Origin of the sequence: Actinoallomurus oryzae, from assembly GCF_039541955.1 — a bacterium.
GTDB classification, from domain to species: Bacteria; Actinomycetota; Actinomycetes; order Streptosporangiales; family Streptosporangiaceae; genus Actinoallomurus; species Actinoallomurus oryzae.
In genome coordinates, this window is record NZ_BAABHF010000015.1 from 57,946 (window position 1) to 78,002 (window position 20,057).

20 protein-coding genes are annotated in these 20,057 nt (G+C 72.2%); 18 read left to right on the top strand and 2 right to left on the bottom strand.

What is annotated here, in order from left to right; genetic code table 11:
- Window positions 1-35: 35 nt before the first annotated feature.
- From ABEA10_RS09345 to ABEA10_RS09360, 4 genes are all read left to right on the top strand, one after another.
- Window positions 36-1,214, top strand: coding sequence for an FAD-dependent oxidoreductase (locus ABEA10_RS09345; RefSeq protein ID WP_345460215.1), 1,179 nt, complete (start codon window positions 36-38; stop codon window positions 1,212-1,214).
- A gap of 99 nt (window positions 1,215-1,313) precedes the next feature.
- Window positions 1,314-2,039, top strand: a complete 726-nt coding sequence (locus ABEA10_RS09350) for a TetR/AcrR family transcriptional regulator (protein ID WP_345460218.1) — start codon at window positions 1,314-1,316, stop codon at window positions 2,037-2,039.
- A 22-nt stretch (window positions 2,040-2,061) separates the two neighbouring features.
- Window positions 2,062-3,270 (top strand): cytochrome P450, encoded by a 1,209-nt coding sequence (locus ABEA10_RS09355; RefSeq protein WP_345460221.1) that lies wholly within the window; start codon window positions 2,062-2,064, stop codon window positions 3,268-3,270.
- A gap of 31 nt (window positions 3,271-3,301) precedes the next feature.
- Entirely contained in the window at window positions 3,302-3,523 is a 222-nt protein-coding gene (locus ABEA10_RS09360) for a ferredoxin (RefSeq protein WP_345460224.1), read from the top strand.
- A 94-nt stretch (window positions 3,524-3,617) separates the two neighbouring features.
- On the opposite strand, the gene ABEA10_RS09365 is transcribed toward ABEA10_RS09360, so the two are convergent.
- Entirely contained in the window at window positions 3,618-4,994 is a 1,377-nt protein-coding gene (locus ABEA10_RS09365) for a ricin-type beta-trefoil lectin domain protein (protein WP_345460227.1), read from the bottom strand.
- Window positions 4,995-5,164: 170 nt separating this feature from the next.
- The gene (locus ABEA10_RS09370) at window positions 5,165-5,965 is read right to left on the bottom strand and encodes an SAM-dependent methyltransferase (RefSeq protein ID WP_345460230.1); all 801 of its coding nucleotides are present in this window, start codon (window positions 5,963-5,965) and stop codon (window positions 5,165-5,167) included.
- 234 nt (window positions 5,966-6,199) lie between these two features.
- Between ABEA10_RS09370 and ABEA10_RS09375 the strand changes: the two genes are divergently transcribed.
- From ABEA10_RS09375 to ABEA10_RS09440, 14 genes are all read left to right on the top strand, one after another.
- Window positions 6,200-7,216 carry an Lrp/AsnC family transcriptional regulator gene (locus ABEA10_RS09375; protein ID WP_345460233.1) on the top strand — a complete coding sequence of 339 codons (1,017 nt, stop codon included), beginning with the start codon at window positions 6,200-6,202 and terminating at the stop codon, window positions 7,214-7,216.
- Window positions 7,213-8,133, top strand: a complete 921-nt coding sequence (locus ABEA10_RS09380) for a polysaccharide deacetylase family protein (RefSeq protein ID WP_345460236.1) — start codon at window positions 7,213-7,215, stop codon at window positions 8,131-8,133. The genes ABEA10_RS09375 and ABEA10_RS09380 overlap by 4 nt, the downstream gene beginning before the upstream one ends.
- The gene (locus ABEA10_RS09385) at window positions 8,130-9,449 is read left to right on the top strand and encodes an MFS transporter (RefSeq protein WP_345460239.1); all 1,320 of its coding nucleotides are present in this window, start codon (window positions 8,130-8,132) and stop codon (window positions 9,447-9,449) included. The genes ABEA10_RS09380 and ABEA10_RS09385 overlap by 4 nt, the downstream gene beginning before the upstream one ends.
- Window positions 9,446-10,249, top strand: coding sequence for an SDR family NAD(P)-dependent oxidoreductase (locus tag ABEA10_RS09390; RefSeq protein WP_345460242.1), 804 nt, complete (start codon window positions 9,446-9,448; stop codon window positions 10,247-10,249). Before ABEA10_RS09385 ends, ABEA10_RS09390 begins: the two co-directional genes overlap by 4 nt.
- A complete protein-coding gene (locus ABEA10_RS09395; protein WP_345460245.1) occupies window positions 10,246-11,277 on the top strand; it encodes a ketopantoate reductase family protein in 1,032 nt (343 codons plus the stop codon). The genes ABEA10_RS09390 and ABEA10_RS09395 overlap by 4 nt, the downstream gene beginning before the upstream one ends.
- Complete coding sequence (locus tag ABEA10_RS09400) at window positions 11,274-12,410, top strand: M20 family metallopeptidase (protein WP_345460248.1); 1,137 nt, start codon at window positions 11,274-11,276, stop codon at window positions 12,408-12,410. The genes ABEA10_RS09395 and ABEA10_RS09400 overlap by 4 nt, the downstream gene beginning before the upstream one ends.
- 137 nt (window positions 12,411-12,547) lie before the next feature.
- Window positions 12,548-13,426: an ABC transporter substrate-binding protein gene (locus ABEA10_RS09405; RefSeq protein ID WP_345460251.1), complete on the top strand. Its 879-nt coding sequence runs from the start codon at window positions 12,548-12,550 to the stop codon at window positions 13,424-13,426.
- A 12-nt stretch (window positions 13,427-13,438) separates the two neighbouring features.
- Window positions 13,439-14,311 carry an amino acid ABC transporter permease gene (locus ABEA10_RS09410; protein ID WP_345460254.1) on the top strand — a complete coding sequence of 291 codons (873 nt, stop codon included), beginning with the start codon at window positions 13,439-13,441 and terminating at the stop codon, window positions 14,309-14,311.
- On the top strand, window positions 14,308-15,102 hold the full coding sequence (locus ABEA10_RS09415; protein ID WP_345460257.1) for an amino acid ABC transporter ATP-binding protein: 795 nt from the start codon (window positions 14,308-14,310) through the stop codon (window positions 15,100-15,102). The genes ABEA10_RS09410 and ABEA10_RS09415 overlap by 4 nt, the downstream gene beginning before the upstream one ends.
- A 154-nt stretch (window positions 15,103-15,256) precedes the next feature.
- The gene (locus tag ABEA10_RS09420) at window positions 15,257-15,706 is read left to right on the top strand and encodes an RrF2 family transcriptional regulator (RefSeq protein ID WP_345460260.1); all 450 of its coding nucleotides are present in this window, start codon (window positions 15,257-15,259) and stop codon (window positions 15,704-15,706) included.
- Between the two features lie 26 nt (window positions 15,707-15,732).
- Complete coding sequence (locus tag ABEA10_RS09425) at window positions 15,733-16,155, top strand: cupin domain-containing protein (RefSeq protein WP_345460263.1); 423 nt, start codon at window positions 15,733-15,735, stop codon at window positions 16,153-16,155.
- On the top strand, window positions 16,152-17,051 hold the full coding sequence (locus tag ABEA10_RS09430) for a DsbA family oxidoreductase (RefSeq protein ID WP_345460266.1): 900 nt from the start codon (window positions 16,152-16,154) through the stop codon (window positions 17,049-17,051). The genes ABEA10_RS09425 and ABEA10_RS09430 overlap by 4 nt, the downstream gene beginning before the upstream one ends.
- A 428-nt stretch (window positions 17,052-17,479) precedes the next feature.
- Entirely contained in the window at window positions 17,480-19,021 is a 1,542-nt protein-coding gene (locus tag ABEA10_RS09435) for an ABC transporter substrate-binding protein (RefSeq protein ID WP_345460271.1), read from the top strand.
- A gap of 22 nt (window positions 19,022-19,043) precedes the next feature.
- Window positions 19,044-20,057, top strand: coding sequence for an ABC transporter permease (locus tag ABEA10_RS09440; RefSeq protein ID WP_345460274.1), 1,014 nt, complete (start codon window positions 19,044-19,046; stop codon window positions 20,055-20,057).

The window sequence follows — 20,057 nt, forward strand, 5'->3', positions numbered from 1 at the left end:
CGACGAGAAGGAACACGGCGAGAAGGAACACGACGATGAACTCCGCACCTGATCCCGCCGGGATCGTGGTGGTCGGTGGAGGTATCGGGGGGCTCGCAACCGCCTACGCCCTGGCCACCACCGGGCACCCGGTCTCCGTCCTCGAACGCGCCCCGAGGTTCGCCGAGGTCGGCGCCGGCCTGCAGATGGCGCCCAACGCCACGCGGATCCTCAGGGACTGGGGCCTGCTCGACGAGGTCCTCGAGGCCGGAGTCGTTCCCCGCCGCCTGCTGTTCAAGGACGCCCTGGACGGCGGTGAGCTGACCCATCAGGACCTCGACGATGACTTCGTACGACGCTACGGCGCTCCGTACGTGGTCATCCACCGCAGTGACCTGCTGGCGATCCTGGCCCGCGCGTGCGAGCGGGCGGGTGTGGAGATGGTCGCGGACTGCGACGTGCGGGACGTCGTGCCGGACGCCGACGGCGCGACGGTGCGCAGCCGCCTCGGCGAGCGCCGGGCGCCCCTCGCGGTCGCCGCCGACGGCCTGCACTCCACGCTGCGGGCCCGGCTCAGCGACGACGGCCCGGTCTGCTCGGGATACGTCGCCTACCGGGGCGCGTTCCCCGTGGCGGACCTCGGCTCGAGGATCGACCGCGACACCTTGCGCGACGTCGTGGTCCACGTCGGCCCCGGCTGCCACCTGGTGCAGTACGCGCTGCGACGCGGCGAGGTGTTCAACACGGTCGCGGTCTTCGCGTCCCCGGCCTACCGGCGGGGAGAGCAGGAGTGGGGCGGCCCGGAGGAGCTGGACGCGGCGTTCGCCGGCGCGTGCGCGGACGTGCGGACCGGGCTGGAGTCGCTGTGGCGCGACCGCCGCTGGCCGATGTACGACCGCCCGCCGATCCCGAAGTGGACCGACGGCCGGCTCGTCCTGACCGGTGACGCCGCGCATCCCATGCTGCAGTACCTGGCGCAGGGCGCCTGCCAGGCGATCGAGGACGCCCACTGCCTGGCCGGCGAGCTGCGGGGCGTCCCGCGGCCGGAGTGGACGGACGCGCTCAAGCGGTACGAGACCGAACGCACCGAACGCACCGCCCGCGTGCAGAACACCGCCCGAACCTGGGGCGACATCTGGCACGTGGACGGCGTGGGCCGGCTGCTGCGCAACGAGCTCTTCCGGCGCCGCGACCCCCGCGACTACCGCTACACCGACTGGCTGTACGGCGGGTGAGGCAGGCCGCCGGCATGTCCCGAGGCGATGCCTCATAACCGTCTGACCTTGGAACTTATACACCTTGTATAGCGCTCGCCCGCCTTGTATCGTCAGGGCATGGGACATGACACCACGCTTTACGGTGGTTCACCGGCCCAGTCTGAGGTGGCGCGATCCGGGGGCTCGGAGGTGTCCGCCCGCCGCACGAGCCCGCGCGACGAGCACAAGAGGCTGACGCGCCGCCGGATCCTCGACGGGGCGGTGGCGGTCTTCGCCGGCAAGTCCTTCGTCGAGGCGACGATGGAGGACATCGCCAGGGCGGCCCGGGTCACCCGGGCGACGGTGTACGCGTATTTCCCGGGAAAGGTGGAGATCCTCCGGGCGCTCGTGGCGCGTGTGTACGAGGTCGCCGACGGCGTCTGCGCCGCGCTGGCCGTCCAGGATGAGTGGACCCGCGCGGGAGTCCGCGCGTGGCTGCGCGACGCCGCGGCGGCCTGGCGCGAGATGGCGCCGGTGATCAGGGTGCTGGCGGCGGCCGGGTCCACGGCGCTCGGCGACCCCGGCGGAGCCCGCGATCGTTCCCTCGCCGCGCACGAGCGCTATGTGGCGTTGCTGGCCGACCCGCGCCACTGGCCCGGTACGCCGCCCGCGGAGGCCCGGCAGCGGGCCCTGATGGCCGTGCTCCAGGTGGAGTCGTTCCTGTCGATCTGGATCGCCGGTGGCTGGCCGCTGGAGACCGACGACCCGTTCGACCTGCTCACCGACGCCATCTGCCACCTGCTCGGACCCGCGCTGCGCGACGGGCCCGGCTACGGCCCGGGGGAGCCCGCCCGCCGAAGGTGAACACGACACGGAGGAGTTGGTGATGACGACGACGGCAAGGTCCTGGTCTGAGATGTTCGGCGCGTCCGAGCGCCTCAGCATCGATCCGGCGTTCGCCGAGCTGCGCCGGGAGCAGTCGCTGCGCCGCGTACGCCTGCCGTACGGCGAGCCCGCCTGGCTGGTCACCCGCTACGAGGACGCCAAGGTCGTCCTCGGCGACCCGCGGTTCAGCCGGGCCGCCGCACGCGGCCGTGACGAACCCCGGACGCGGTTCCACGTGGGCTCGCCGGGCAGCCTGTTGCACCATGACCCGCCCGAGCACAGCCGGCTGCGCCGGCTGGTGGCCAAGGCGTTCACCGCCCGGCGCGTCGAGGGGCTGCGGCCCCGCGCCCAGCAGATCGCCGACCAGCTCATCGACCGCATGATGGCCCAGGGCCCGCCCGCCGAGCTGGTCGAGGACTTCGCGCTGCCCCTGCCGATCACCGTCATCTGCGAGCTGCTCGGGGTTCCCGTCGAGGACCGGGTCGACTTCCGCCTGTGGTCCGACGCGTTCCTGTCCACCACCAGGTTCACGCCGGACCAGGTGACCGAGTACGTGGGCCGGATGAGGGAGTACATGGCGGGTCTGATCGCCGAACACCGGGAGACGCCGCGAGACGACCTGATCGGCGCCCTCGTCACGGCGCGCGACGAACAGGACCGGCTGTCGGAGGAGGAGCTCCTGGCGATGGCCGAGGGGATCCTCGTCGCCGGTCACGAGACGACGGCCTCCCAGATCCCCAACTTCGTCTACACGCTGCTGACCCACCCCGAACAGCTCGCGGCCCTCCGCGCGGATCCCGGCCTGATCCCGCAGGCGGTGGAGGAGCTCATGCGCTACGTGCCCCTGGGCGGCGGCGCCGGCAGCGCGCGCTACGCGCTGGAAGACGTCGAACTGGGCGGTGTGACGGTACGGGCCGGAGAGCCCGTCGTGGTCGCTCTGCAGTCGGCGAACCGCGACGAGTCGATCTACACCCACCCCGACACCCTCGACCTGCACCGTCAGGAGGCGTCCCACGTCGGGTTCGGGCACGGCCCGCACCACTGCCTCGGCGCCCAGCTGGCCCGGATGGAGCTCCAGGTCGCCCTCGGCGCGCTGCTCCGGCGGCTGCCGGGTTTGCGCTTCGCGGGCACCGAACAGGACATCGTCTGGAAGACCGGAACGGCCACGCGAGGACCCGCGCGGCTGCCGATCACCTGGGACCGGCCCTGAGCACCGGCCCCGTACGGGGAGGAGAGCGAACATGACGTGGCTGATCGAGGTGGACGCGTCGACGTGCATCGGTTCGGGGATCTGCGCGGGCACCGCCCCCGGCCACTTCGCGGTCGTCGACGGTGTCTCCCACCCGGTACGCGCGGAGGTCGATCCGGCCGACCCGGCCATCGATGCCGCCGAATCGTGCCCGGTCGAGGCCATCACCATCCGCGACAAGGAGACGGGGGAGACCCTGGCTCCGGAGGAGTGACCCGGGCGTGACCCGCCGGAGGCCGCCCACCTGAGTGAGCGGCCCCGGCAGGGTCAGGGTACGGACGGCGTGGCCGCCGGACCGGACGGAGGGGTCAGGAGGGCAGGTGCCACACCTGGTTGGCGCCGCCGGTGCAGTCCCAGATCTCCACCTGGGTGCCCGGCGTGGTGGACCAGCCGGTGTCGTCGAGGCACTTGTTCGACTGCGGGTTGTACAGCGAGCCGTTGGACTGGGGGATCCAGACCTGCGCCGCGGTGTTGTTGCAGTCGTACAGGTCGACCTTCGTGCCGTTCGCGGTGCCGCCGCCGTTGATGTCCAGGCACTTGCCCAGGACGTGCAGCGTGCTGCCGGCCTCGACGACGGTCCACTGCTGGGCCGGGGTGCCGTTGCAGGTGTAGATCTGCACCGGGTTGAAGTTCGCCGTGCTGGAGGAGCGGTCGTCCAGGCACAGACCGCCGTAGCCGGTGATGGCCTGGCCGTTCGACGGCGGGGGCGTCGTGCCGCCTCCGCCGCTCGTCAGCACCCGTACGTAGTCGACCAGCATGGGCACCCCCGACTGCGTCGAGCCGGTGGGGCCGCCGCCGAACGCCGCCGGGAAACCGCCGCCCATCGCCACGTTGAGGATCATGAAGAAGCCGTGGTGGAGGGCGTTGTTCCAGGTCGTCGCGTCGACCTGGTTCGAGTTGATCGTGAAGAAGTTGTTGCCGTCAAGGTAGTAGCGCAGTTGCTCGGGGGAGACGCTGCGGTCGTACTCCACCGCGTACTGGTGGAAGCCCGTCTGGCAGCCGCCGCAGGCGCGTTCGCCGCTGCCGATGCCGGTGGTCTCGTTGCACGGGCCGCCCGGGTTCGTCCCGCAGTGCAGCGTGGCGAACTCCGAGCTGCGCCCGTTGATGTCCTCCATCACGTCGATCTCGCCGATGCCCGGCCAGTTCGTCGCACCGACCGGACGCGCGGCCGCGCCGAGCGCCCAGAACGCCGGCCAGTAGCCGGCCGCCGCCGCGCCGGAGACGTTCGGCTGCTGGATCGACGCCTCCATGCGCAGCTTTCCGCCGGAGGGGGCGGCGAAGTCGGTGCGCTGGGTCTCCACCCGGCCGGAGGTCCAGTGGCCGCTGCCGTCGCGGAGCGGCTTGATCACCAGGTCGCCGCTGCCGTTCTGGTAGACGTTCTGGGTGCTGTTGGTCATGGTCTCGACCTCACCGGTGCCCCAGTTCCCGGCGCCGCCCGGGTATCCGGTGCCGGTGTCGTAGAGCCAGTCGGCGGTGCCCAGCCCGGTGCCGGCGGCGCCGGTGAAGTCGTCGCTGAAGACGGTGCTCCAGCCGGAGGGCGGCGGGGGGATCGACGCGCCGGAGTCCGGCGCGACGGCGACGGTGGCGGTGGCGGTGGCCGCGGCCGTGACGGCGGCCAGGACAAGTCGGCGAAGGCGCGATGGCCGAGGTCTCCGCGCGGATGCGGCAGGGGAATCCGCGATCACGACGTACCTCTTCTCAGCGGGCCGCTGCCGGACGCGACGGTGCCGCGGTGGACGGAGGAGTCCGTGACACCGATGCGTGGCAGAGGCGGCGGGCGGGGTTGTGAGAGCGCTCTATCGCATGGTCTTCCTCTGTTAAGAATGTTGTCAATACCCGCCGGTGCCGTGGAGCGTCAGGGCTTGCGGCCGACCGCGCCGTACAGCCAGCACGGCTGCGCCACCGGGGCGTCGGCGTCCGGGCGCCACTCGTTCAGCATCACCAGGCCGGGAGGCGCGAGCTCGAACCCGTCGAAGAAGCGGGCGATCTCGGCGTGCGGCCGGAAGTGGATCGGCGTGGGCGTGGTCGCGTAGACGGCCTCGGTCTGCGCGACCATGTCCGCCGGCAGACCGTCCGTCGTGGCGTGCGTGGCCGTGAAGTGGCTGCCCGGCGCGAGTGCGTCCCGCAGCCGCGCCATGACGTACGGCTGCTCGTCCAGGGTGAGGAAGTGAACCATGGCGATCATCAGCACGCCGACCGGCCGGCCGAAGTCGATGAGCCTGGTGACCGCCGGGTGTTCGAGTACCTCGTCCGGCCGGTGCATGTCGGCGGTGACCACCGTCGTACGGCTGTCGGCGGCGAGCAGCGCCCGGCCGTGGTTGAGCACGACGGGGTCGTTGTCGACGTAGACGACCCGCGCGGACGGGTCGACCTCCTGTGCGATCTCATGCGTGTTGCCGGCCGTGGGCAGCCCGGACCCGATGTCGATGAACTGCCGGACGCCCTGCCGCGCCATGTAGCGCACGGCCCGCCGCAGGAACGCGCGGTTCTGGTGCGCGACCTGGCGGGTGCCGGGCATCGCCTTCTCGACCCGGTCGACGGCGTCCCGATCCACCTGAAAGTTGTCCTTGCCGCCCAGGTAGTAGTCGTACATCCGGGCGACGCTCGGCCTGCTGGTGTCCAGGCCCGCCGGCGCGCGTTCGCCGCTGTCCGACACGACATGACCTCCATCGGGCGATTTGGGCGGGTGATCAAACTTTAGATGATCAGCCCGGCCGGATCCGGCCGTAACAGAAGTTCCCCGCCGGACGGTCCGGGGCGGTCCGGCCTACGGGCACGGCGGCGTGAGACGGACGGCGCCTGCAGGAAAACCCGCAGAAACCAGACCACTATGCGAGATTCCGTCACATCGCGCCTTGAATTGCTGGTTTCGGTCGTCCACTATGGCCCAATGGTCGATGACACCAAGCTCGGCGAGGTCGACCGCCAGGTGATGGCGGCGCTTCAGCTCGACGGCCGCGCCCCCTGGCATCTGGTCGCGCGCGCCGCCGGCGTCAGCGAGTCCACGGCGCAGCGGCGCTTCGCCGCGCTGCGCGAGCGCGGCGCGGCCCGCGTGATCGGCGTCGTCGACGTGCTGCGCTGCGGGCTCGGGGTCCCCGTCCTGACGCGGATCTCCTGCCGCCCGGGGACCGCCGAGGACGTCGCCGCGTCCCTGGCGGCGCGGCCGGAGGCGCGCTTCGTGGCGGTCGTCACCGGGGCCGCCGACGCCGTGGCCGAGTTCGTCGTGCCCACCCACCGTCACCTCGCGCAGCTGCTCACCCGGGACATGCCGGCGCACGACCAGCTCACCGAGACCGAGACCTTCACCGTGATGCGGACCTTCACCTCCGCGCACGACTGGGATCCCGGGCTGGTGAAACCCGACGCCGCCGCGCTGCTGCGCCCGGAGCCGGTGCGCCCGTTCGAGGACCAGGTGTGGGAGCGCCCCCCGGACCGGCTCGACGACCTCGAGCTGGCCATCGCCGCCGCGCTCGGCGAGGACGGCCGGATGCCGGTGAAGGAGCTGGCCGGGAGGGTGGGCGTCAGCGAGTCGACGGTGGCGCGCCGCATCGACTCGATGGTCGAACGCGGCTGCCTGCGCTTTCGCACGCTGGTCGAGCCGACGCTCCTCGGCTTCGCCGTCGAGTTCATGCTGTGGCTCGACGTCGAGCCCGCGCACCTGGACTCGGCGGGCCGGCGGCTCGCCTCCCAGCCCGGCGTGAAGTACCTGTCGGCCACCGCCGGCCGGTTCAACCTCTGCGGGCAGGTGTCGCTGCGGCACTTCGCCGACCTGTACCGCTTCACGACCGACGTGGTCGGCGCACTGCCGGGCGTACGCCGCGCCGACACGACTCTGCAGCTCGACACGCTCAAGCGCGCCTGGGTCCCCACCGCGCCCGAGCCCCGCAAGGAAAGGAGAGGACGTTGAACGCGACGAGCGAACCCTGGCAGTGGGACGAGACGACCTGGCGAAGGCACGTGGAGCGGGTCCGGGCCGGCCGCCGGCTGACGCCGCCGTGGCCCGGCGGCGCGAGGGTCGCCGTCGCGCTGTCGTTCGACTCCGACCACGAGACCATCCCCCTGCGTGAGGGGGAGACCCGGCCCGGCAAGCTCGCCCAGGGCGAGTACGGCTCACGGGTCGCCGCGCCGCGCATCCTCGCCGCGCTGGAGAGGCACGGCGTGCCCGCCACGTTCTTCATGCCGGCGGTGTCGGCGCTGCTGCATCCGGAGGAGGCGCGCGGCTACGTCGCGGCCGGCCACGAGATCGCCGCGCACGGCTGGATCCACGAGCGCAACATGCTGCTCGCCCCGGACGACGAGCGGATGCTCGCAGCCCGCGCCCTGGACACCCTGGAGGAGATCACCGGCGTACGCCCGGCCGGCGTGCGCACTCCCTCCTGGGACTTCTCCGACGCCACCCTGGACATCATCGGTGAGCTGGGGCTCGTCTACGACTCGTCCCTGATGGCCGACGACGAGTGCTACGAGCTCCTCGCCGACGGTGAGCCCACCGGCATCGTCGAGATCCCCGTCGAGTGGATCCGCGACGACGCGCCCTACTTCATGATGGAGCGCTACGGCTCACTGCGCCCGTACACGCCGCCGCGCGAGGTGCTCCGGCTGTGGTGCGACGAGTTCGACGCCGCACGCGCGGAGGGCGGCCTGTTCCAGCTCACCATGCATCCGCACATCATCGGGCACCGCTCGCGCATGGTCGTGCTGACCGAGCTGCTGACCTACATCGCCGGCTTCGACGGCGTCTGGTTCGCCACGCACGCCCAGATCGCCGAGCACGTCCGCACGGAGCCTCCGCGGCAGACCGCACCGCCGGAGGAGGGTTCATGAGCGTCACCCACTCCCGCGACGCCGTGCGCACGGGCGGGCGGGGCGCGCGGATGACCGACAAGCAGCGGCGCGCGGTCGTCGCCGGGGCGGTCGGCAACACCGTCGAGTGGGTCGACTGGGCGGTCTACTCGGCGTTCGCGCCGATCTTCTCCACCCAGTTCTTCCCCAAGGGCGACAAGACCGCCGACCTCCTCGCGACCCTCGCGGTGTTCGCCGTCGGGTTCGTGATGCGGCCGATCGGCGCCGCGGTGCTGGGCGCCTTCGCCGACCGGCGCGGGCGCAAGGCGGGCATGACCCTGACCATCTCGATGATGGCGGCCGCCGCCCTGATCGTCGCGGTGTGCCCGCCGTACGGCGCGGTCGGCATCGTCGCCCCGGCGGTACTCCTCATCGCCCGCCTGGTGCAGGGATTCTCCGCCGGAGGGGAGTTCGGCACCTCCTCGGCGTTCCTCATCGAGTCGGCGTCACCGGGCCGCCGGGCGTTCATCGGCTCGTGGCAGCAGGTCTCGGTCGGCGCCGGCACGCTCATCGCCTCCCTGATGGGCACCCTGCTCACGAGCACGCTGAACGACGGGGCGCTGTCGGCGTGGGGCTGGCGGGCGGCGTTCGCCGTCGGCGGGCTGCTCGGGCTCGTCGGCCTGTGGCTGCGGACCGCCGTCGAGGAGACCGACGCCTTCACCGAGCTGGCCGAGAACCGCGGTGACGACGCGCGGCCGACGCCGCTCCGCGACATGGTGTCGCGCCACCCGCGCGCCGCGCTGCGCGTCATCGGGATCACGATCGCGGGGACGCTGCTCTACTACGTCTGGGTCAGCTACATGCCCGGGTACGCGCACGCCGCCGAGGGCGTGCCGCTCAGCCGCGCCTTCCTCGCCAACACCATCGCGATCGTCGTCTTCCTGGTGATGCTGCCGTTCGGCGGGATGCTGTCGGACCGGTTCGGCCGCAAGCCGACGATGACCGCGTTCGCCGCCGGGTTCCTCGTGCTGTCCTGGCCGCTGTTCCAGCTCGTCGGGAACGGCTTCTGGCCGCTGCTGGTGGTCGAGCTCGTCGGGATGTTCTTCCTCGTCGGCTACTCCGCCAACTGCGCGGTCGTGATGGCCGAGCAGTTCCCCGCCGAGGTGCGGACGACCGGCATCGGCCTGCCGTACGCATTGGCCGTCGCGCTGTTCGGCGGCACGGCGCCGTACGTCACGACCTGGATGGCCACCCACGGGCACCGCGAGAAGGTCTGGGTCTACACGGCGGTCGCGGCCGCCATCGGCGTCGTCGTCTACCTGACGATGCCCGAGACCAAGGGAAAGGAGATCGAGTGAGCGACCGGCATGTCCTCGTGACCGGGGCGGCGAGCGGCATCGGCGCCGCCGTCGCGGCGGCGTTCGCCGCGGACGGCTGGACGGTGACCAGGGTGGACCTCCGGGAGCCTCCGCTCCGCGCGTCCCTGGAGGGTCTTACGGCGACGCCGGTCGTCGCCGACCTGGCCGAACCCGACGCGCCCGAGCGGGTCGTACGCCGGGCGTGGGAGTCCGGCGGTCCCCTCGACGCGCTCGTCAACGCCGCCGGCATCTACCCCGCCCGTCCCTTCCTCGACCTCGACGCGGCCCTGTGGGACCGCGTCCAGGCGGTCAACGTACGGGCGCCGATGCTGGCCGTCCGGGCGTACGCCGCGCTGGCCGTCGCGGCGGGCCGGCCCGGCAGCGTCGTCAACATCAGCTCCGGAGCGGCGCTGCGCGCCCGGCCCGGCGCGGCGCACTACAGCACGTCGAAGGCGGCGCTGGAGATGCTCACCAGGGCCGCGGCCGTGGAGCTCGGCGGAGCCGGCATCCGTGTCAACGCGGTCAGCCCCGGTTTCGTCACGGTCGACAGCGCCGCGAACCCGGTGACCGAGGAGTACGCCGCCGCCGTGTCGGTCAACCCGCTGGGGCGGCGCGGGCGGCCGGACGACATCGCCGCGGCGGTCCGCTGGCTCGTCTCCCCGGCCGCCGAGTGGGTGACCGGCGCGATCCTGCGGGTCGACGGCGGCGCCTCCGCCGGGACGACCGCCCTTCCCGTCCACTGGCCCGGGCTCACCGACGTACAGACCCCCGGTCTCGACCCCGAAGGAGCACACCTGTGAGCTCTCGTGAGTACACCGTCGTCGGCGCGGGCGCGATCGGCGGCACCCTCGCCTGGCACCTCGCCCGCGCGGGCCATCCGGTGACCGTCGTGGACGCCGACTCCGCCCACGTCGCGGCGATCGCCCGCGACGGCGTCATCCTCGAACGCGGCGGTGTACGGACCCCGCAGCCGGTCGCCGCGGCCCTCACGCTCGACCAGGTGAGCGCACCGCTCGGCCGCGTGCTGCTCGCGGTGAAGGCGCAGGCCACCGGGACCGCCGCCGGCTGGATCGCCGGTCACCTCGCCGCGGACGGCTACGTCGTCAGCCTCCAGAACGGGCTGAACGAGGAACTCATCGCCTCCCACGTGGGCGCCGAGCGTACGGTGGGCGCGTTCGTCGACCTGTTCGCCGACGTCCTGGCCCCGGGCGTGATCGGCGACGGGGGCGCGGGCGCCATCGCGATCGGGGAGATGGACGGCTCGGTCTCCGCACGGGTGCGCGAGCTGGCCGCCGACCTGGGTGCGTGGGGGCCCGTCGAGGTCACCGGCAACGTCCCCGGGTACCTGTGGGCCAAGCTGGGCTTCGGGGCGATGCTGACCGCGACGGCGCTGGCCGACGACGCGATGGGAGACCTTCTCGACCGGCACCGCCCGGCCGCGCACGCGCTCGCCCGGGAGGTGTTCGCCGTGGCCGCCGCGGAGGGTGTCACCCTGGAGCCGTTCGACGCGTTCGAGCCCTCGGCGTACATCGACGGCGCCGACCCCGGCAAGTCCGCCTCCGCGACCGACCGGCTGGTCGCGTGGCTGCGGACCCAGACCAAGACCCGCAGCGGCATCTGGCGCGACATCGCGGTGCGCCGCCGCCCTACCGAGGTGCCGACGCAGTACGGGCCCGTGGTCGCCACCGCCGAACGGCACGGCATCGAGGTCCCCGTCCTTCGCCTCCTGCTCGGCCAGCTCGCCGAGGTCGAGGCGGACGCGTCCTCGATGGGCGAGTCGCGTATCGCGCTGCTCGACGCGGCCGCGGCGAAGGGACCGGTGCGATGAGCGACCTGCTGGAGTGGATGCGCGCCGGTGTCGGGGAGATGCTCGACGACCTGGGCGAGTACGTCCGCCTGGAGACGCCCAGCGACGACCGGGACCGGCTCGCGGCCGGCCGTGAGTGGGTCGTCTCGTGGATCACCCGCCGCCTGGGCGCGCCGGCGTCCGTGCGCACGCACTCCGGGGCGCCGCACGGCGACACGGTCGTCGTCGAGTACCCGGGAAGCGGTGCCGGCACCGTGGTGATCCTGGCGCACTACGACACCGTCTGGCCGGTCGGCACGCTCGCCGAGCTGCCGTTCTCCGTCGACGGCGACGTGATCCGCGGACCGGGCGTGTTCGACATGAAGGCCGGTCTCGTGCAGGCGGTCTGGGCCCTGCGCGGCCTCGACACGGCCGGGCTGGGCCGCCCGCCCGTACGCCTGGTGCTGAACGGCGACGAGGAGATCGGCAGCCCGGCGTCCCGCCCGGTCATCGAGGAGGCCTGCCGGGACGCCGCCGCCGTGCTGGTCTTCGAGGCGAGCGCCGACGGCGCGGTGAAGACCGCCCGCAAGGGCGTCGGCCTGTTCGACGTGACGCTGACCGGCGTCGAGGCGCACGCGGGTCTCGACCCCACCGCGGGCGCCAGTGCGATCACCGCGCTCGCGGAGTTCGTCCTCGCGGCGACCGCCCTGACCGACCTGGCGGCGGGCACGACGGTCAACGTCGGCGTGGCCGGCGGTGGCACCCGCCGCAACGTGACCGCCGGGTCGGCCCACGCCGGCATCGACGTTCGCGTCGCCGACGAGGCCGAAGCGCAGCGGGTGGAACGGGCGCTGACGGAGTGGCGGCCGGCGGATCCGCGGGTGGGCGTGCGGATCGACGGGGGCTGGAACCGCCCGGTCATGGCCCGCACCCCGGCCGTGGCGGACCTGTACGAGCGGGCCCGGACCCTCGCGAAGGACCTCGGGTTCGACCTGCGGGAGACGGCGGTCGGCGGGGCCAGCGACGGCAACTTCGCGGCGGCCCTCGGCGTCCCGGTCCTCGACGGGTTCGGCGCGGTGGGCGCCGGCGCCCACGCGCGCACCGAGCACGCCACGGTGTCGGGGATGATCGAGCGCGCCGCCCTGGCCGCCGCCGTCATCGAGTCGTTCGCCTGACACCTCGACTCCCGGCTCCCGACGCATGACGCCGTCGTCCGGCACGGACGGGCGACGGCGCAGCGTAAGGGGGGTAGCCTCCCGTAGGATCCACGCTAAATCGATCTGCATTATTCGGGACATTCCGGGAGGCGTCCTTGCCCCGATCTTCGCTGACGTCGGCCGTCGTGGGGCTCGCCGCGCTCACCTTCGTCACCGCTGCCTGCGCCCCGGCCGACAGCACGGGTGACGCCAAGGCGAGCACGTCGGCGACGGGCACCGCGGCCTGCGCCAAGGACAAGCTCAAGCTGACCAAGCCCGGGCGGCTGACGGTCGCCACCGACAAGCCGGCGTTCGAACCGTGGTTCAAGAACGACGATCCGAGCAACGGTCAGGGCTTCGAGAGCGCGGTCGCCTATGCCGTGGCGAACAGGCTCGGCTTCGCCAAGAACGAGGTGACCTGGACGACCGAGTCGTTCGACTCCTCCTACGCGCCGGGCCCGAAGAAGTTCGACTTCGACATCAACCAGATCTCGATCACCCCCGAGCGCCGGAAGGCCGTGACCTTCAGCGACGGCTACTACGACGTCGCACAGGCCGTGGTCGCCGCCGACGGTGGCAAGTACGCGGGCGTCACCAGCGTGAACGAGCTCAAGAACGCGCGCATCGCGGTACAGGTCGGTACGACCGCGCTGCAGGCGGTCCGGAAGCAGATCCAGCCCGCCACCCAGCCGCAGGTCTTCAACAACCAGATCGACACCATCAACGCCCTGAAGAACAAGCAGGTCGACGTGGTGGTGCTGGACCTGCCGACCGCCTTCTACGTCACCGCCGCCCAGGTGAAGAACTCCAAGATCGTCGGCCAGCTCCCGCGCAGCGCCGACGGCACGGAGCAGTTCGGCCTGCTGCTGCAACGGGGCAACCCGTTGGCCGGCTGCCTCAACGTGGCCATCGGGCAGCTGAAGTCCTCCGGCGAGCTCGCGCGGATCCAGGACCAGTGGCTGACCTCGTCCGCGGGCGCCGCGGTACTCAAGTGACGCGGATCTGACGTGACCACGTCCGATGCGAACCCACCCGCCTGGGTGAAGAGCGCACGCCAGCTCGAACGCGAGCGGCAACGGAGGCGGACCGGCCGCCGGTCCGCCTCCGTGGCGGCCGTCTCGACGGTCGTCTTCCTGGCCCTCGTGATCGGGCTGCTCGTCTCCTCGCCGGGCTGGCCCCGGGTCCGGCAGACCTTCTTCTCCGTCGGCCAGCTCGGCGACGCGTTCCCCGACGTGCTCCGCGGATTCTGGCTCAACGTCGAGATCTTCCTGATCGCCGAGCCGCTCATCCTGGGCCTCGGCCTGCTGGTCGCGCTCGCCCGTAGCCTGACCGGCCCGGTCTTCTTCCCGATCCGAGCCCTGGCCGTCGGCTACACCGACGTCTTCCGCGGCGTCCCGACGATCCTGCTCGTCTACCTCATCGGCTTCGGTGTTCCCGCGCTCAACCTGCGAGGCGTTCCCAGCGATCCGGCCGTGCTGGGCGGTGCGGCGCTCGTCCTGTCCTACGGCGCGTACGTGGCGGAGGTGTTCCGGGCCGGCATCGACTCGATCCATCCCAGCCAGCGGGCGGCGGCGCGCTCACTCGGGCTGAGTCACGTGCAGAGCCTGCGCTTCGTGGTCCTTCCCCAGGCGGTGCGACGGGTCGTGCCGCCGCTCCTCAACGACTTCTCCTCGCTGCAGAAGGACACCGCCCTGGTGGCCGTGCTCGGCCCGCTGGAGGCGCTCCGGCAGGCCCAGATCCACTCGGCCGACACGTTCAACTACACCCCTTTTCTGGCCGCGGCGTTGCTGTTCATCGCGTTGACCGTGCCGCTGGCCCGGTTCACCGATCACCTGGCCGCCCGAGCCGAGCGGCGACGCGCACCGGGAGGCGGCACATGACCGCGCGGAGTGACGGCATCGACGGCGCGACTCCGCGGTCTCCGGACGCCGCCCTGCTGCGCATCGAGAACGTCTGGAAGACCTATCACTCCCAGCCCGTGCTGCGCGGCGTCGACCTGGACGTCGCGGCCCATGAGGTGGTCTGCCTCATCGGCGCCTCCGGGTCGGGCAAGTCCACCCTGCTGCGCTGCGTCAACCTGCTCGAGACCGTCGACGACGGCGCCATCTACCTGGACGGCACCGAGATCACCGACGTGCGTGCGGACGCCGACCGGGCGCGCAAACGCATCGGCATGGTCTTCCAGTCCTACAACCTGTTCCCGCACATGTCGGTGCTGGACAACATCACTCTGGCGCCCGTACGCGTGCACAAGACGCCTCGGGCCGCGGCGGTGGCACAGGCGCGGGAGCTGCTGGAGCGGTTCGGCCTGGCCGACAAGGCGAAGGAGTACCCGGACCGGCTCTCCGGCGGCCAGCAGCAGCGCGTCGCCATCGTCCGGGCCCTGGCCACCCGCCCGAGCCTGATGCTGCTGGACGAGGTCACCTCCGCGCTCGACCCCGAGCTGGTGACCGAGGTGCTGGGCATCATCCGCGAGCTCAAGGAGTCGGGCATGACGATGGTGCTGGCCACCCATGAGATGGGCTTCGCCCGCGACATCGCCGACACGGTCTGTTTCCTCGACAACGGGGTGCTGCTCGAAACGGGCCCGGCCGAACAGATCTTCACCGAGCCGCGGGAGCCGCGGACCCGCGAGTTCCTCCAGCGCGTGCTGGAGTCCGGCCGGATCTGAGCCGCGCTGCGCCGTCCGGCCGCGCGACCACCGCCATCCCGGTGGGTGGCTCATGCAATAGATACCTGAAAGGGGCTATTTTGATGGCGTGAGCCTGCATCGCCGGGCCCGGCGGCAGGTCATCTCAGGGGAGCGCTCAAAGGGGGAGGTCGCCATGCGAATCTCGGCACGGGCGGACTACGCGATCCGGGCGCTCCTGGAACTCGCCGCCGACACCGGCCGGCCGCTCACCTGTGAGGGCATCGCCCTGTCCCAGGAGATCCCGCACCGGTTCCTCAAGGCGGTCTTCCGCGACCTTCGGCGGGCCGAGCTGGTGCGCAGCCAGCGGGGCTGCGAGGGCGGCTACTGGCTGAGCCGGGACGCGGCCTCGATCTCGCTGGCGGCCGTCGTCGCCGCGGTCGACGGCCAGCTGATGACCGTGCACGGGGAGAGCCTCGGCGACCAGCGCTATCCGGGCCCGGCCGCCCGGCTGTCGGAGCTGTGGGCCGGACTGCAGAAACGGTTCGAGGACATCCTGGACAGCGTGACCCTGGCCGACCTGCTGGCGGACGACCCACCCGAGCCCGCCGCGTCGTTGCTGCGCGACGCGGCTCTCAGCGTGTGACGGCGGAACAGAATGGGAGGCCCCTGATGGCAGACGACTGGCACGGCGAGCTGCGGCACGTTCGCGGCGCGGAGCTGACCGGCGAGACGAGTCAGACCTCCGGCATGACCCGGCTGGAGGCGATCTCCGGCAAGACGGTGGGCTCGTCGAAGCTCTGGACCGGAAAGACCCTGGTGGCGCCAGCCACGAACTCCGGCGACCACCACCACGGTGAGACGGAGACCTCGATCTACGTCGTGTCGGGCAATCCGGTGTTCGTCTTCGCGGACGGTGAGGACGAGGTACGGCTGGAGACCGAGCCCGGCGACTTCATCTTCGTTCCGCCGTACGCCCCGCATCGCGAGGAGAACCCCGGCGACACGGAGGCGGTCGTGGTGATCTCGCGCACCAGCCAGGAGGGCGTGGTGGTGAACCTGCCCAGTCTGTGGGCGCCGGTCGAACGGCCATGACGGCCGGCGGTCCGCTGACCGTCGTGGAGTTCACCGACCCGGCGTGCCCGTGGGCCTGGGGTTCGGAGCCGAAGTTCCGATGGCTCCGCACCGCGCTGGCCGGTCTGGACGGCGATCGGGTCGGGTGGCGCCGGGTCTTCGGCATCCTGTTCGACGAGGACGACGACCCGCCGCCGGACCCCGACGCGGAGGCCGCCTGGTATCACCGGTACATCGCGGACATCGCCCGGCACACGGCGGCCCCGTACGCGCCGCGGTTGCGGTGGGTCGCACGGAGCAGCTGGCCGTCCTCGCTCGCGGCCAAGGCCGCCGAGGCGCAGGGCGCCGAGGTGGCCGTCCCGGTCCTGCGCCGGCTGCGGGAGACCACCTTCCTGCTGGGCGCGCCCGCGGACCGCGCCGAGACCGTGCTCGACGCCGTCACCGGCGTTCCGGGGCTGAACCACGCCCGGCTCTCTCGCGATCTCGTCTCCGGCGAGGTGCGCGCCGCGGTCCGCCGGGACTGGGCGGAGACGCGGGAGCCGTTCCCCGAGGTCCTCGCCGTGACGGGGCCGGGACCCCATCCGGGGCGGGCCAAGGAGGTCGGCGAGCGACACCGGTTCGCGCTGCCGACCCTGGTGTTCACCGGCCCCGCCGGCCGCGCGGTCGTCCCCGGCTGGCGGGAGCTCGGCGAGTACGTGGAGGCGGCCGAGCGCGTGGCGCCCGGTGTGCGCCTCGCGGCGCCGCGCCTCACCGCCGCGGAGCTTCTCGAACGCCACCGCAGTGTCACGGAGCCGGACCTGGCCCTGCTCGCCGGTTCGGCCGGCCCTCCGCCCGGGGCCGTACGGGTCGACGGGGCGGGCGGCCCGGTCTGGCTGCACCCGTCCGAGGCGGCCACCCACCCCGTGCTCCGCGGCTGACCGGCGCGCCGCCGGCGGACCGCCCCCTTGCGAAGGTAATAAGACATATTTAGGTGTCTATTGACAGGAATCGCGCTCGCGACGACGATAGGGACATGACTTCGACGCATCCGGGTGTGGTCTGCCGCTTCGTCGACTACCGGCGGACGTGCAGCGCCCTGTGTCGGTAGGCGCCGGCATCGGGGCCGCCACCGTCGCCTGAGCCCCGCCCGCGCGACCGTCGCCGTACGACCGTCTTCCCAGGACCGCCGCCGCGACCTTCTTCCGCGTGACCGTCCCAGCGCCGAGCCGGTCACCGTCTTCCGATCTCACCGAACTCACGGAGACGCGCCATGCGCCGCTCCGGTGAATCGCCACGCCCGACGCCCTCGAGCCTGCCACCTCTCGGGTGATCACGACCGTTCACGAAAGGTGGACTCGAACCTGCCATGAGCACCGCTCTCTCCGAACCCAGCAGACGTTCCTTCCTGGGGCTCGGCCTCGCCACCGGTTCGTCCCTGCTGCTCGCCGCCGCCTGCGGTTCCGGCGGCATGGCCGGATCCGGCGGAACGACGCCCGACACGCTCAAGTGGGGCTGGGACCTGCCCACGTCGTGGGACCCGGTGACGTCTTCGGCCGGCTGGGACGTGCACGCTCTCTCGCTCGTGTACGCCGGCCTCACCAAGCACGACGGGCAGGGCAACCCGGTCCCGGCCGTCGCCGAGTCGTGGAAGTACAGCGACGAGGGCAGCCGCGTCACGTTCAGGCTCCGGTCCGGCCTGAAGTTCAGCGACGGTACGCCGCTGGACGCGACTGCGGTGAAGAAGAGCATCGAGCGCGGGCGCGACGCGCCCAAGTCGCTCATCGCCGCGCAACTCGTCGACATCAAGAGCGTCAGCGCGCCGGACGCCACGACCGTCGTCCTCGACCTCAGGGCGCCGAACTACCAGATCCCCAGCCTGTTCGCCGGAAAGACCGGAATGGTGGTCAACCCCGCCGCGTTCGAGCGCGACCCCGCGGGCCTGGCCACCAAGCCGGCCGGCGCCGGCCCGTACACGCTGACCTCGTACGTGGAGAACTCGCAGGCGACCCTCGAACGCAACCCCGCCTACTGGGACGCCGCGAACGTCAAGGCGGCGAACTTCCAGCTCTTCCCGCTGCCGGACGCCGCCACGGTGATCGCCGGTCTGCAGTCCGGCCGCTACAACGTCGCCCAGATCCCGGGCAGCCAGGTCGCCGCCGCCAAGGCCGCCGGGCTCGAGGTGCAGGTGATCCCCTCACTGGTGGTCGCGGTGCTGGACGTGAACGTCACCAAGCCGCCGTTCGACGACCCCAACGCGGTGCTCGCGCTGAAGTTCGCGGTGGACCGGGCCGCGCTGCTGAAGACACAGCAGTTCGGCATCGGCGAGGTCTCCTACCAGCCCTTCCCGAAGGGCTACGTCGGCTACGACCCGCAGCTGGAGGGCGTCTACGCCCACGACCCCGCCAAGGCCCGGGAGCTGCTGGCCGCCTCCAGGTACGGCACGGGGGCGCCGGTCACCATCACCGCCTCGTCCTCCGGCACCCTCGCCCAGCAGCTCCAGGCGCAGCTCCAGGCGGTCGGGTTCAAGCCGACCATCGAGACGATTCCCGAGGCCGAGGCCACCCAGATCATCTACATCCAGCACTCGAAGGCGCTGTTCGTGGACGCGTTCGCCGGCCGCGACTCGACCGCGCAGGCGTTCCAGGTGCTGTTCGGCACCGAGGGCCTGATGAACCCGGGCCGCAGGACGTCGCCGGAGCTGGCCGCGGCGGTGCGGACGGTCACCCGGACCCCGCTGGAGGACCCGAAGTACCCGCAGGTCGTGCAGGCCGCGACCGCCGCCGCCGTACGCACGATGCCCAACGTGTTCCTCTTCACCACGCCGCGGATCCTGGCCCACACCAAGTCGGTGTCGGCGCTGCCCAAGGACACCGTCGTGCAGCGGTTCGAGGGGGTCACGGTCGCGTGAACGCCCCGGATCGGAGTGCCCGATGAGCGCCGTCGTCGCGCCGGCGCGGCCGGCCCCCGCCGGCCCGGCCGCCGTCTCCCGGCGGGTGTCCGCGTGGGCGCGCAGGGTGCTGCGGGTGGTGGTCACCACGGCCACGGTCTTCCTCATCACCTCGTTCGGCACGTACGCGCTCGGCGCGCTGTCCAAGACCAACCCGGCCGCGGCCGTGCTCGGCGAGACCGCCACCCCGGCCGACATCGCCCGGATGAACCACCAGTTCGGGCTGGACCGGCCGCTGCTGACGCAGTACGCGAGCTGGCTGGGCCATGCCTTCACCGGCGACCTCGGTACCTCCTACTTCACCTCCATCCCGGTCTCCGCCAGCATCCGCCAGGCGCTGCCGGTGGACCTGGCCATCACCGGGCTGGCCGCCCTGTTCGCCGTGCTGATCGGCGGTACGGCCGGGATCGCCGCGGCGCTGAACGGCGGCGGGCGGCTGGACCGCTCGGTCACCGCCGTCTGCTCCGTCCTCAGCACGATCCCGGGGTTCGTCGTCGGCATCGTCTTGATCGTGATGTTCTCCGCGACCCTGCGGATCCTGCCGGCCGGCGGGTACGTGAGCCTCACCACGGACCCGGTTCAGTGGTTCCGCTGCATGCTCATGCCGTCCTTCGCGCTGAGCCTGACCCTGGCCGCCCACATCGCGCGGCAGCTGCGGACCTCCCTGGTGGCCACGCTGCGGGAGAACTACATCGTCGGGGCGACCGTGCGCGGCCTGTCGCGGCGGCGGGTGCTGCTGCGGCACGCGCTGCGCAACGCCCTCGGACCCACGCTGGGCATCCTGGCGGTCGGCGTACCCGCGCTGCTCAGCGGCTCGGTGCCCACCGAGCGGATCTTCAACCTGCCGGGCGTCGCGCTGCTGACGCTCCAGTCGTCCGAGCGGCACGACGTCCCGGTGATCCAGGGGACCCTGCTGGTGACCGTGGCCACCGTACTGGTGTGCAACCTGGTCCTCGGCGCCCTGCTCGCCCGGTTCACCCCGCAGGCGAGGAGGTAG

Coding starts and splice junctions, on each gene's coding strand:
- ABEA10_RS09345 (WP_345460215.1), top strand. CDS start 36: ATGAACTCCGCACCTGATCCCGCCGGGATCGTGGTGGTCGGTGGAGGT.
- ABEA10_RS09350 (WP_345460218.1), top strand. CDS start 1,314: ATGGGACATGACACCACGCTTTACGGTGGTTCACCGGCCCAGTCTGAG.
- ABEA10_RS09355 (WP_345460221.1), top strand. CDS start 2,062: ATGACGACGACGGCAAGGTCCTGGTCTGAGATGTTCGGCGCGTCCGAG.
- ABEA10_RS09360 (WP_345460224.1), top strand. CDS start 3,302: ATGACGTGGCTGATCGAGGTGGACGCGTCGACGTGCATCGGTTCGGGG.
- ABEA10_RS09375 (WP_345460233.1), top strand. CDS start 6,200: ATGGTCGATGACACCAAGCTCGGCGAGGTCGACCGCCAGGTGATGGCG.
- ABEA10_RS09385 (WP_345460239.1), top strand. CDS start 8,130: ATGAGCGTCACCCACTCCCGCGACGCCGTGCGCACGGGCGGGCGGGGC.
- ABEA10_RS09400 (WP_345460248.1), top strand. CDS start 11,274: ATGAGCGACCTGCTGGAGTGGATGCGCGCCGGTGTCGGGGAGATGCTC.
- ABEA10_RS09415 (WP_345460257.1), top strand. CDS start 14,308: ATGACCGCGCGGAGTGACGGCATCGACGGCGCGACTCCGCGGTCTCCG.
- ABEA10_RS09420 (WP_345460260.1), top strand. CDS start 15,257: ATGCGAATCTCGGCACGGGCGGACTACGCGATCCGGGCGCTCCTGGAA.
- ABEA10_RS09425 (WP_345460263.1), top strand. CDS start 15,733: ATGGCAGACGACTGGCACGGCGAGCTGCGGCACGTTCGCGGCGCGGAG.
- ABEA10_RS09430 (WP_345460266.1), top strand. CDS start 16,152: ATGACGGCCGGCGGTCCGCTGACCGTCGTGGAGTTCACCGACCCGGCG.
- ABEA10_RS09435 (WP_345460271.1), top strand. CDS start 17,480: ATGAGCACCGCTCTCTCCGAACCCAGCAGACGTTCCTTCCTGGGGCTC.
- ABEA10_RS09440 (WP_345460274.1), top strand. CDS start 19,044: ATGAGCGCCGTCGTCGCGCCGGCGCGGCCGGCCCCCGCCGGCCCGGCC.